This is a genomic window from Flavobacterium zepuense (assembly GCF_007097145.1).
GTDB lineage: Bacteria > Bacteroidota > Bacteroidia > Flavobacteriales > Flavobacteriaceae > Flavobacterium > Flavobacterium zepuense.
Genome location: NZ_VJVZ01000007.1, coordinates 164,004 through 176,663 on the forward strand (window position 1 = coordinate 164,004; position 12,660 = coordinate 176,663).

The following is a 12,660-nucleotide window of genomic DNA, read 5'->3' on the forward strand; positions in this document are numbered from 1 at the left end:
AAGACATAAAGTTAATGTAAAATATCTGAACATCAAAGTTTTAACATAAATTTATAGTGCTTCATTACGAAGCTTCAGCATTTCCAGCACCTTTAGCGTAGTGTTCCAGTTACGGGTTGTAGATTTTAACCCAAGTTTATTCTCTATAAACACATTAGTAAGCTTAGAATCGGCCGCACTTTGCGCTAATTTTAAATACAATACATTGCCTACTACTTTAAAAACATCGTCGCTGCGGTTGTATTTAAACATTTGATCAAGCCCGGCAGTTGTAGGCACACCGTTTAAAAATGCCACAAAATACTTCTTAATACCCGATCCTTCCGGCTCAGGCCCGGTGTACGGGTTGTTGTCTACAGCCTGTTTTATTTCAGCTTCATCCAGTATAAAAATCAAAACATCATAGCCATATTCTTTATACATAAGGTTTTGTATATCTTTAGATAGCTTTTCTTTACTGATCTCAGGATGTTCAAAAACCACATTGCCACTTTGTATGTAAGTTTCTACATTAAGATAACCTTCGGCCTGCATGAGCTTTTTAAGATTATCCATCTTGATCATGTTGTGTCCGCTCACATTAATACCACGGAAAAGCGCTAAATATACCGGCATAGATTTTTGATAAAGGATTAATTGCAAATTTATTTAAATTTTGTGAGCAATAGTTTATTTTTGCCGAATGGGAAGAAAGACAACAGAAAAGATAGTTTTTAATAATGTTGCCGTGCTGGATGCCGGCGCTAAAGGTGTATCTGTAGCCAAGGCTCCGGATGGTAAGGTAATTTTTATACCTAATGTAGTACCCGGGGATGTGGTAGATGTACAAACTTTTAAAAAGCGCAAGGCCTATTACGAAGGTAAGGCCGTGCATTTTCATGAATATTCTGCCGACAGGGTTATACCTCCCTGTCAGCATTTTGGGGCTTGTGGTGGTTGCAAATGGCAAAATATGGACTATGAAAAGCAGTTATACTATAAAAACCGCGAGGTATTTAACCACCTTAAGCGCATAGGTAAAGTAGAGCTGCCCGAGTTTGAGCCTATTAAAGGCAGCGACAAGCACTTTTTTTACCGTAATAAAATGGAATTTTCTTTCTCTAACGCACGTTGGATGACCGATAAGGAAGTGCAAAGCGGCGAAGATTTTGAGGGCAATAACCGTAATGCCCTGGGCTTCCACATACCACGTATGTGGGATAAAATATTAGATATCACCAAGTGTCACCTGCAGGAAGACCCAAGCAACGCTATACGCAACGCCGTTAGGGATTTTGCTAACGAGCATGGCCTGGAGTTCTTTAACCCACGAGAACACAGCGGGCTGTTGCGCACGCTAATGCTGCGCACAGCTTCTACAGGCGAGATCATGGTGCTTATTCAGTTTTTTGATGATAACAAAGAGCAAAGAGAGCAGTTACTGGATTACCTTGCATATACTTTCCCAAGTATCACGTCATTACAATACTGTGTTAACCAAAAGGCTAACGATACACTTTACGATCAGGAAATTATACTTTATAAAGGCCGCGACTATATTCTTGAAGAAATGGAAGGCCTTACATTTAGCATTAACGCAAAATCTTTTTACCAAACTAACAGCGATCAGGCATACCAACTGTATAGTATTACCCGTGATTTTGCCGGCCTGACCGGTAATGAGCTGGTGTATGACCTGTATACCGGTACTGGTACTATTGCACAGTTTGTATCGCGCAAAGCCCGCAAAGTTGTAGGTGTAGAGGCGGTTCCTGAGGCTATTTTTGATGCCAAAGAAAACGCTAAACGCAATAATATTACCAACTGCGAGTTTTTTGTTGGAGACATGAAAAATGTATTTAACGATGCATTTATTGCCCAGCATGGTATGCCCGATGTTATTATTACCGACCCACCGCGCGATGGCATGCATAAAGATGTTGTTGAGCAAATATTACGCATAGCTCCGGAGAAAGTGGTTTACGTAAGCTGTAATTCAGCAACACAGGCACGCGACCTTGCCCTTATGGACGAGGTATATAAAGTTATGCGAGTGCGACCGGTAGATATGTTTCCGCAAACGCACCACGTAGAAAATGTTGTACTTTTGGAAAAAAGATAAAAACCATACAGGTTACATTGCTATGAAAAGACTAATTGCTTCGGTTACAATAATGTTCGTGTTTGCCTGCTATTTGGTTAGCTGTGAAAAAGATGACCTTTGTGCCGATACCACCCCTACTACCCCTAACTTAATTATTGAGTTTTATAACAGCGATTCGCCCGATGACCTTACAACTGTAAATGGGCTTCAACTGTTTGTAGAGGGTAGCCAGGATACTATTCAGGCAGGTACCGTTAGCACTATTAAATTGCCATTGCGTGTAGATGCCACATCTACCAAATGGGGGCTAATTTATTACAGGCCCAACACAGGTACTGTAATACCTAACACGGATTATCTTGAGTTTAAATATACCACACGTACAGAGTATGTATCCCGTGCATGCGGCTATAAAACATTATTTACATTAGATGCTCCTAATGGCACACCTCCTAATCCTGTTCTTACCAATGGCACCGATAGCCCAACCTTATGGATAGATAATGTTGAAGTTCTTAATACTAATATAGAAAACGAAGATGATGTACATATCAAGATCTATTTTTAGCCTGTTATTACTGGCATCGTTTTCGGGGTTTTCGCAGGAGGCTGACAAAGAACTTAAACCTGCTGCTGTAACCGATACTGTGGCTAACCCGATAGTTAAAGACAAATACGGTATACGTGTGGGGGTAGACCTGCACCGCCTAAGCCGTTCTTTTTATGAAGATGGCTTTACAGGTATTGAGGTTGTAGGCGATTACAGGCTGTCCCGTAAGCTGTATGCTGCTGCTGAATTGGGTAATGTTGATTATAAGCAGGACGATGTGCAATTAAATTATACCACAAAAGGCAGCTATATAAAGTTAGGTGTTGATATCAATGCCTACGAAAACTGGCTCGACATGGAAAACATGATATACATAGGGTTTAGGTATGGCTTTTCTACATTTAGCCAGACACTTAATTCCTACAAGGTGTACCAAAATTCGTCTAATACGCTAACCGATGAAACTACCGGCAATTACTTTGACGAGGTAACAGTTACACCTAATGAAAAATATGGCAGCCTTAGCGCCCACTGGGTTGAGGTTGTAGGTGGTATTAAAGCCGAAATATTCAATAATTTTTTCATTGGTTTTAGTTTTAGGCTAAATAACCTTTTAAGCGATAAAAAGCCTGCTACGTTTGATAATCTTTATATACCCGGCTTTAACCGCACATATGATGGCAGCTTTGGTGTTGGGTTTAACTACACAGTGTCGTATGCCATACCTTTATATAAAAAAGAAAGGGCTAAAAAAATTGAAGAAAAACCTGCTAAAAAGAAGTAATACGTAACTTTACAGCTTTAAAAAAAAAATGCCGCAGTTTTCACTGCGGCATTTTTACGAAATTAAAAACCTGAATTTATTTAATCATTAATTTTTTAGTGGATTGTTTTTCGTTAGCGGTTACTGATACAAAGTATACGCCTGTTTTTAAAGCCGATACATCTAAGGTAGATTGTGCGCCATTAAGTGCAGCTGTAAACATTGTTTTACCTAAAATATCGGTTACGGTTACATTTCCTGCTTCAGCATTTTGAAGTAGTAATGTTACTCTTCCCGATGCAGGGTTAGGATATAGTACAAAACCATTTGCAGCTAAATCTTTAACTCCGGCGGTAGCCTGTACAGTTGTTGTAGCCGTGTTGGTATCTACAACAGGGTTAAAATCAAAATAAATACCCGCTTGCCCTGTCATTATATCGCCAATACCAACGGTAGTTTTAGGTTTAATTTTGAACGATACAAAGCCATGGCTTCCCGCTTCATCTGCATCTTCAAAAGGCAGGTTTATATCATCAAAAAAGAACTCAAGGCTGTTGCCCGCACGGTTGGCAACATAGTTATGGCTACCCCCTATTGCCTGAAATGTATCAAGATCAAGATTTTCATTTAGGTTAGTTGCTATCCTTACAAAAGAAGCGTTAGCATCACCCATGTTCTGAAAACGTATGGTGTAGTGCAAATATTCATCTGCCTGGTCTTCGGTAATAAAATCGCCTTCCCTAACACTAATGTCATTCGGGTCAAAAGAACTTACTACATAAGCATTAGATGCAAATGTGTTGTTGTAAGGAGTATTATCATTTAAAGGCGTAATTGTTGAATCAAAAGCAAGAACATCGCCGCTAACAGCCGTAGTACTTACCGTAAAGTTCACATAGATGTATTGTGTTTGGTACGGCTGAAGGTTAGTATAGCTAAACGTTAACTGATTGCCGTTTACCAAAGCGGTTGAAGATGCTCCCTCATAATTAAGTAAGCTATCATCAAAAGATAATGCTACATCGCCGGACGCTACAGTTGTGCTGCCCGTATTTTGATAAGCAATTACATAAGTAGCAGGGAAGCCTGGTACAAAAGAGGTAAACGGAAAAGTATACACCGCAACATCTACAGTAGGCTGCTGTTCTGTAAGGCAAAAGTTAACATCTTCTTCGTTACCCGGAAACGTAAAACTGTAGTTTTGAGGAGCAACTGCCGCTGTAAAAGGATAAGCCGGATTAGGATATACGGTTACCTCACCATCTGGTATGTTTAAAAAGCTGTAATTACCATCTTCATCGGTAGTTGTGTAGTAATAGTTGTTATCATGTACATAGTATACTGTTATGCCTGCTGCAACAAGATCGGTTTCACTACAACCATTATCATCACTGTCATATCGTATGTTTCCGGCAATAGTATTATCTGTAATACAAGGCGCAACTATAAGTGTAATCGGTTCTATAGAAACACAATCCTGTGCTGTTAACCTAACATAGATAGTTTGCTGATTTGGAGTTGTGTTGGTGTACACGTAATCCCATATTTGGTTAACCTCATTTTGGGCATCGGCTTCGGTCTCATAAAGTTCTATATCAATATTCTGATATTCAGGATATAAACTCCATAAATAACTTAGCTGCATCTCAAGAAAAAAGGTGGCAAACCCGTCAAAATCCTGATCGCACATGGTAATAGGTTCAAAATCAGCATCAGGCAATGATCCCGCTACAGTAATATCAAAGTTCCACTCATTGCTGCATGCACCACTTTGTACCGCATACAATGTTTGCGAAGACGAAATTACAGTACCTCCGGGAACTATAGTACCTGTACCATTTGGGCCTGTGTAAAATGTAATTGCAGGCCATGAAATTGTAGGCAGCACGAAACTTGTACATACTGTAACATCATTCCACGGGATAAATACCTGCGACCAATAAATGATAAAACTTGTAATATCATAATCGCCGGTTGCGGCGTTATCTACCCTAATGAAAATTTCCTCATTTGACGATATTACGTAGAGTGCTGATGGGTTTAATATTGCACTGGTACCTGCCTGGGCATCAGCTTCGTCATGATAATAGGTAACTATAAAATCGTTAGGCGATTGATTGCCTAAAACAATAGGGGTTTGAACGGTAAGGTCAAAAAACGGATCGTCGCCGCAGGAAGAAAGATCAGGTACATCATAGGCTGTTGCCTGGGCAAAGCTGTTAATGCAAAACATTGCAAACATTGCAATTAATAGTAGTTTCTTTTTCATAGCTAAAATGATTGGTGAAATTTAGCTATTAAACAATCAGTATTTAAAAAACCCTACCTGCATTTCAACACCGAATTATAAAATTCTTATATTATTTAATAAAATACCGATAGTATTTTTATCATATAAAGCTTAAAATCAAAATACTGTATAAATTATTTTAATTTAAGAATTTAGCGCTCATACAAAAGGTAAAAGCCACATGTATGTGGCTTTTGATTTAATTAAAAACAGTTTTATCCTTCCTGTTTTTTATTTTTATTCTTTTCGCGCCATGCATGGGTAATGGCTTTGTAATCTATCTTAAAAGCAGGATCTTGCTTTACAAGGCGGTGCTCCTCAAAAGCCTTTATCAAAAAGCCTTCGATCATATAATCCTCAGCTATAGCCGACGGATTATAAGTAGTTTTAAGATTGATGTTAAACAATTTAGCTACCCGGTTAGACCAAAAGGCTTTCCACCCGCTTTTATGTTCTTTAATAAGGTCGAATGTAGAAATTCCCGTTTGCCTGTATATCAGTTTAACCAATATTTGCCCCTCTTTTCGGGATAGTTTTTTAAGCTGGCCTTCAAATTCTTCCTGAAGGTATTTCTCTACAATTTTAGAGTATTTCTTTTTCTCTTTATCGGTTTTAAGCTTTGCCATATTATTGCTAAGCATGGTAAGCCTGTCGGCCGCTATTTTGGCATACGGGTACACTTTTAGCGTACGCCTGCGCAGTGCCGTTAGCATTAGCTTCTCTTCGGGCGTCAGGCTGTCTTTAACGTTAGATATCACAATTTCCTGCAATTGCATATTAAAGGCAATACTGTCTAATGCAATACTGTCTTTTTCAGATATCTGGGCTTTGGCTCCAAGGCTCAGTAAAAGGAAAAACGCAATGTAAAGCGTTGCTTTCATCTTCAAAAATTTATGTCAAAATTATGCAATTATACATAACTCTGTAATGTTATTTATATTTTAGCCGAAAATTATAATTATATGTCATCAAAAACCATACTAAAGGATACTTCACTTACCTTTTTAGAGGAATATTTAAATAACGCCGCTCCTACCGGATACGAGTCTTCTGGACAAAAAATATGGATGGAATATCTTAAACCTTATGTAGATACTTTTATTACCGATACCTACGGTACCGCAGTAGGCGTTATAAACCCCGATGCACCTTATAAAGTAGTTATTGAAGGCCATAGCGACGAGATTTCATGGTATGTAAACTATATTACTGATAACGGACTTGTTTATGTTATACGTAACGGCGGCAGCGACCACATGATAGCCCCATCTAAGCGTGTAAACATACACACCAAAAATGGTATTGTAAAAGGTGTATTTGGATGGCCGGCAATACATACCCGTAATCGCGGTAAAGAAGAGCCTGCTAAAATTGAAACTATTTTTATCGATTTAGGCTGCAACACTAAAGAAGAGGTTGAAAAACTGGGTGTACACGTGGGTTGCGTTATTACTTACCCCGATGAATTTATGGTGCTTAACGAGAACAAATTTGTGTGCCGCGCTATAGATAACCGTATTGGAGGATTTATGATAGCCGAGGTTGCCCGTTTGCTTAAAGAGAACGGCAAGAAACTGCCTTTTGGTTTGTACATTACCAACTCGGTACAGGAAGAAGTTGGCCTTCGCGGTGCTGAGATGATCACCCAGACCATTAAACCCAATGTAGCCATTGTTACCGATGTATGCCATGACAGCACTACACCAATGATAGAAAAGCGCATTGAGGGTGATACACAAATAGGCAAAGGCCCGGTTATTACCTATGCTCCTGCCGTACAAAACAATCTGCGTGAATTGATATTAGACACTGCCCATAAAAACGAGATACCTTTTCAGCGCCTGGCATCAAGCCGCGTAACGGGTACCGATACCGATGCTTTTGCTTATAGCAATGGTGGTGTGGCTTCGGCACTTATATCGCTTCCGCTGCGTTATATGCACACTACAGTAGAAATGGTACACCGCGAAGATGTAGAAAATGTTATTAAACTTATTTACGAAACGCTTTTAAATATAGAGAATGAAGAGACATTTTCTTATTTTAAATAGAAGTTGCAAAGTAGTTTAGTTACAACGCTTAAACTCCTGTAAATATTTAGTTTACGGGAGTTTTTTTTATTGAACAATCCCAGTAATAAGTGAGATTGGGATAAATCTTACTTAAATTCTTAAGATTTGCTTAAGAATGTTAATTATTCATATATAAAGCCTGATGCAAACCGTTACCTTTGATATAGATTTTACACCATGAAAAAGCTGATCTTACTACTATTAATAACCTTTACCAGCAACGCTTTTGCGCAAAACTGGCAGCTTAATTTTGACGATGCCAAAACACTTGCTGGTAAAGAAAATAAGAACATTATACTGGTATTCTCGGGTTCCGATTGGTGTGCGCCGTGCATAAAACTGGATAAAGCTATTTGGCAAAGTGAAGAATTTAAGTCGGAAGCCGCTACTAAATGGATATTAGTACGCGCCGATTTCCCTAAAAAGAAACAAAACGCGTTACCGGAAGAGCAACAAAAACAAAATGATGGTTTGGCCGAAAAGTACAACCGTGACGGCAATTTTCCGCTTGTGGTAGTATTGGATGCTAACGGAAAAGTTTTGGGCAAAACAGGCTATAAAAATGTATTACCTGCCGAGTATATAACATTGCTACATACATTCGAAAACAAATAGATGAAGGCTTTTTACATCATTGCTGTCACGTTGCTTTGTACCCTTGCGTTTGGGCAGGTTACGCATAAACGTAAACTCTCGTTGCTTGGCAGCCCGTTTGAGATTACTGTGGTTGCAAAAGATACCGTAGAGGGAAATGCTTATATAGATATGGGCCTGGCGGAGGTTAAGCGCATTGAAAATTTAATATCCGACTGGATCCCGACAACGCCAATATCAATCATCAACAAAAATGCAGGCGTAGCCCCTGTGGAAGTTACCGATGAACTAATAGGCCTTGTAGAACGCTCTACAAGGATATCTAAGGTTACCGATGGTGCTTTTGATATATCGTATGCCAGTATGGATAAGTTGTGGAAGTTTGACGGCACCATGAAAGAAATGCCATCGACGGAAGCCATAAAAAAATCGGTTGAGAAAATTGGCTACCAGAAAATAATACTTGATAAGGGTAAGAAAACCATATTTTTAAAAGACAAGGGCATGAAATTGGGTCTTGGCGGCATAGGCCAGGGATATATTGCCGATAGGGTTAAGGAGCTGCTGTATGCCAAAGGCTGTAAGGCGGGGCTGATAAATGTTTCGGGCGATATTATTGCCTGGGGCAAGCAGCCGGATGGCACACCGTGGAAGATAGGCATTGTAAACCCGCTTAACAAGAACAAAGTTTTTGCCATGTTCCCTCTATTGGATAGTGCTGTAGAAACATCAGGCAGTTATGAGAAATATGTAACGTTTAACGGCAAGCGCTATTCGCACATTATAGACCCGCGTACCGGTTACCCTGCAACGGGTGTTGTAAGTGTGTCGGTCTTTGCTAAAACTACCGAAGTTGCCGATGCTTTGGCTACAGGCATCTTTGTAATGGGCATAGATGCAGGCCTTAACCTGGTTAACCAAATGAATGGCATAAGCTGCATAATTGTAGATGATAAAGGTATCATACATACCTCTAAAAATATAGATATAGAACAATACAAACCATGAAAAACCTCCTTATACTAAGCCTTATTTTACTGGCGCTGCAATCGTGCAGTTCTGTAAAAGAATATCAAAAACAGCGTATTAACGACCCGGATATGAAGCTTACGGCGCGACCGGGCGAACGCTTTGAAACGAATTACCAGGTGTATCGTGAAGCTTCGGCGGGAGCTAATGGAGGCAAAACAGGAGGAGGCTGTGGCTGCAACTAATATGAAAAAAATATTTTTAATAGCAGCAGGTTTCTTTGGCTCACTTACGGCTTATGCTCAGGAGGTTGAGCAGGACAGTACCGGTGTGGGCTATAAAAAAAGGGTGCTGGAAAGTACCGAAGTAGATTTTTTAATGAGCTACTACAAGCAGGATGGTATACACTCGGCTGTTAGTGGTGGTAAGGGTATGGAAGAACTTACCGATATTACACCAACTATTGTAATTGCTATGCCGCTTAACGATGATGATGTACTTACGGTTGATGCAGGACTATCGGCCTATTCATCTGCTTCTTCGGGTAATATTAACCCGTTTGACAGCAATACGCCAAGCCCGTGGCAGGCAAGTTCGGGTGCATCGGCATCAGATCAGCTAACTGCTCTTGTAGTAAGCTATAGCCACAGTAGTGACGACAGGAACACTATCTGGAATGCACATGCTTCCGGCTCTACAGAATACGATTACTCATCTATAGGCTTTGGCGGTGGCTATACCCGATTGTTTAATGAGAAAAATTCAGAACTTAGTGCTTCTGCTAATGTATACCTTGATACCTGGCAGCCCATTTACCCTAAAGAGTTACAGGATTATACCGATAACGGCAACGATTTAAACGGCGGCATCTTTAACTATTTTGATGTTGAGGGCGATGGCGGAATTTACAACCCAACTGCTTTTAAATTTCATGATAAAAAGAACCGTAACTCGTACGCTCTTTCACTAAGCTACTCGCAGGTTGTGAATCAAAATTTGCAGTTCTCATTATTTTTAGATGTGTTGCAACAGCAGGGCCTGCTCTCTACTCCTTACCAAAGGGTGTATTTTGCCGATAAAGCAAATTACTACATTAATGAGTTTCAATTGGCTGATGACGTAGAGCGCCTGCCCGATACGCGATTTAAAGTACCTATTGGGGCACGCCTTAATTATTACATAAACGAGTGGCTGGTGTTACGAACCTATTACCGTTATTATACTGATAACTGGGGAATAACTGCACATACAGCTAATATAGAGCTACCTATAAAACTGAGCGAGAAGTTTACGGTATTCCCTATGTACAGGTATTACATGCAAACGGCTGCCGATTATTTTGCACCGTATGATGCACATTTATCTACCGAAAAGTATTACACGTCTGATTACGACCTTTCTAAATTTGATGCCCACCAATACGGTGCCGGTATTATTTATACCGATATTTTCACCAAAGCACATATCTGGACAATGGGTATAAAAACAATAGAGCTTAGATACAACCATTACAACAGAAGTGACGGCCTGGATGCCAACATTATATCTTTTGCCATTAAATTTGTTAAGATATAACGCCGTAACTATCTTAAACAAAAATCCCGTAAGCTAAACACTTACGGGATTTTTTTATCTATTTCATCTGTCAACCGTTAACTGTCAACCGATAACTTCTTAATTATACATTTTCTTCCTAAGTTCCTGTACTTTTTCATCGTCAAGGTACTCATCAAACGTCATGTGGCGGTCTATAACGCCATTTGGCGTAAGTTCTAACACGCGGGTTGCAACAGTTTGTGCAAACTCATGATCGTGCGTTGTAAACAACACAGAGCCTTTAAAGTTTTTAAGCGAGTTGTTAAATGCCGTAATACTTTCAAGGTCTAAGTGGTTGGTAGGCTCATCAAGCATCAATACGTTAGCACGCATCATCATCATGCGGCTAAGCATACAACGTACTTTTTCGCCTCCTGATAGTACCCTGCCTGTTTTAAGGGCTTCTTCGCCACTAAAGATCATTTTACCTAAGAAACCACGAAGGTACACCTCGTCACGTTCTTCTTCGGTTTTAGCCCACTGGCGTAACCAGTCAACTAAGGTTAAATCATTCTCAAAAAACGAATGGTTATCTCCCGGAAGGTAGGATTGTATGGTGGTAATGCCCCAATCAAAAGTACCGCCATCCGGCTCTTGATTGCCGTTTAATATTTCGTAAAAAGCAGATGAAGCACGGCTGTCTTTAGAGAAAACAACCACTTTATCACCTTTATTCATGTTAAGGTCAACATTTTTAAACAACAGCTCACCATCTATGGATGCGCTAAGGTCTTTAACATTAAGTATCTGGTCACCTGCCTCACGTTCCTGGTCAAAAATAATGGCCGGGTAACGTCGGCTTGACGGTTTAATATCGTCAACTTTAAGCTTTTCAAGCATTTTCTTACGGCTGGTAGCCTGCTTGGATTTAGCAACGTTAGCGCTAAATCGCATAATAAATTCCTGAAGCTCTTTCTTTTTCTCGTCGGCTTTTTTGTTCTGCTGGGCACGTTGCCTTGCAGCCAATTGGCTCGACTCATACCAGAAAGTATAGTTACCGGAGTACTGATTTATTTTACTAAAGTCGATATCTGAAATGTGAGTACATACCGCATCTAAAAAGTGACGGTCGTGGCTCACTACAATTACTGTATTATCATAATTTGCAAGGAAATTTTCTAACCAGTTTATGGTTTCAAAATCCAGGTCGTTGGTAGGCTCATCCATAATAAGCACATCCGGGTTGCCAAATAAAGCTTGTGCCAATAGCACCCTTACTTTAAGCTTACCATCTACATCGCCCATTAACGTATAATGAAAATCTTCTGTAATACCAAGGCTTGATAGCATTGCAGCAGCGTCAGAGTCGGCATTCCAGCCGTTCATCTCTTCAAATATTACCTGTAGCGCACCTACCCTGTCGGCATCTTTATCAGAAAAATCAGGTTTAAGATAAATATCATCCATCTCCTTTTTAACGGCAAAAAGTGTTTTATTACCCATCATAACGGTTTCTAAAACAGTATTTTCGTCAAACATATTGTGGTTCTGGTTCAGAACGCTCATACGCTTACCAGGCTCTAAATGTACGTGGCCCGATGTAGGGTCTATATCGCCTGCTATTATTTTAAGAAAAGTAGATTTTCCGGCGCCGTTAGCACCAATGATCCCGTAGCAGTTGCCCTGGGTAAAAGTGGTGTTTACTTCGTCAAACAATATTCTTTTACCAAACTGTACCGATAAATTTGAAACTGATAACATTGAAAAATTTTTTGCAAAAGTATAAAATTTAAAGCACTTTTA

General features: G+C 39.8%; 12 protein-coding genes. 8 read left to right on the top strand and 4 right to left on the bottom strand.

What is annotated here, in order from left to right; translation table 11 throughout:
- Positions 1-51: 51 nt before the first annotated feature.
- The gene (locus FMM05_RS12155; RefSeq protein WP_143373652.1) at positions 52-615 is read right to left on the bottom strand and encodes a DUF1697 domain-containing protein; all 564 of its coding nucleotides are present in this window, start codon (positions 613-615) and stop codon (positions 52-54) included.
- Between the two features lie 67 nt (positions 616-682).
- On the opposite strand from FMM05_RS12155, the gene rlmD reads away from it, so the two are divergent.
- From rlmD to FMM05_RS12170, 3 genes are read left to right on the top strand one after another with little or no spacing between them, the layout of a single operon-like run.
- On the top strand, positions 683-2,101 hold the full coding sequence (rlmD, locus tag FMM05_RS12160; RefSeq protein WP_143373653.1) for a 23S rRNA (uracil(1939)-C(5))-methyltransferase RlmD: 1,419 nt from the start codon (positions 683-685) through the stop codon (positions 2,099-2,101).
- Between the two features lie 22 nt (positions 2,102-2,123).
- Positions 2,124-2,651 carry a DUF6452 family protein gene (locus FMM05_RS12165; protein WP_143373654.1) on the top strand — a complete coding sequence of 176 codons (528 nt, stop codon included), beginning with the start codon at positions 2,124-2,126 and terminating at the stop codon, positions 2,649-2,651.
- Positions 2,623-3,417 carry a DUF6048 family protein gene (locus FMM05_RS12170; RefSeq protein ID WP_185965579.1) on the top strand — a complete coding sequence of 265 codons (795 nt, stop codon included), beginning with the start codon at positions 2,623-2,625 and terminating at the stop codon, positions 3,415-3,417. Before FMM05_RS12165 ends, FMM05_RS12170 begins: the two co-directional genes overlap by 29 nt.
- Positions 3,418-3,493: 76 nt before the next feature.
- Here the strand turns inward: FMM05_RS12170 and FMM05_RS12175 are convergent, their stop codons facing one another.
- Together FMM05_RS12175 and FMM05_RS12180 are read right to left on the bottom strand one after the other, a co-directional pair.
- Positions 3,494-5,665 (bottom strand): T9SS type A sorting domain-containing protein, encoded by a 2,172-nt coding sequence (locus tag FMM05_RS12175; protein WP_143373655.1) that lies wholly within the window; start codon positions 5,663-5,665, stop codon positions 3,494-3,496.
- A 236-nt stretch (positions 5,666-5,901) separates the two neighbouring features.
- Positions 5,902-6,567 carry a DUF4294 domain-containing protein gene (locus FMM05_RS12180; protein ID WP_143373656.1) on the bottom strand — a complete coding sequence of 222 codons (666 nt, stop codon included), beginning with the start codon at positions 6,565-6,567 and terminating at the stop codon, positions 5,902-5,904.
- An 81-nt stretch (positions 6,568-6,648) separates the two neighbouring features.
- Here FMM05_RS12180 and FMM05_RS12185 point away from each other — a divergent pair, with 81 nt between their 5' ends.
- The 5 genes from FMM05_RS12185 to FMM05_RS12205 all read left to right on the top strand — a co-directional run bounded on the left by FMM05_RS12185 (position 6,649) and on the right by FMM05_RS12205 (position 10,896).
- Positions 6,649-7,737 (top strand): M42 family metallopeptidase, encoded by a 1,089-nt coding sequence (locus tag FMM05_RS12185; protein ID WP_143373657.1) that lies wholly within the window; start codon positions 6,649-6,651, stop codon positions 7,735-7,737.
- A 198-nt stretch (positions 7,738-7,935) separates the two neighbouring features.
- A complete protein-coding gene (locus tag FMM05_RS12190; RefSeq protein WP_143373658.1) occupies positions 7,936-8,373 on the top strand; it encodes a thioredoxin family protein in 438 nt (145 codons plus the stop codon).
- Entirely contained in the window at positions 8,374-9,360 is a 987-nt protein-coding gene (locus FMM05_RS12195) for an FAD:protein FMN transferase (RefSeq protein ID WP_143373659.1), read from the top strand. It begins immediately after the preceding gene.
- On the top strand, positions 9,357-9,566 hold the full coding sequence (locus FMM05_RS12200) for a DUF4266 domain-containing protein (RefSeq protein WP_143373660.1): 210 nt from the start codon (positions 9,357-9,359) through the stop codon (positions 9,564-9,566). Before FMM05_RS12195 ends, FMM05_RS12200 begins: the two co-directional genes overlap by 4 nt.
- 1 nt (position 9,567) lies before the next feature.
- Positions 9,568-10,896, top strand: a complete 1,329-nt coding sequence (locus FMM05_RS12205; protein ID WP_143373661.1) for a DUF3570 domain-containing protein — start codon at positions 9,568-9,570, stop codon at positions 10,894-10,896.
- Positions 10,897-10,995: 99 nt separating this feature from the next.
- On the opposite strand, the gene FMM05_RS12210 is transcribed toward FMM05_RS12205, so the two are convergent.
- On the bottom strand, positions 10,996-12,618 hold the full coding sequence (locus FMM05_RS12210) for an ABC-F family ATP-binding cassette domain-containing protein (protein ID WP_143373662.1): 1,623 nt from the start codon (positions 12,616-12,618) through the stop codon (positions 10,996-10,998).
- Positions 12,619-12,660: the final 42 nt, after the last annotated feature.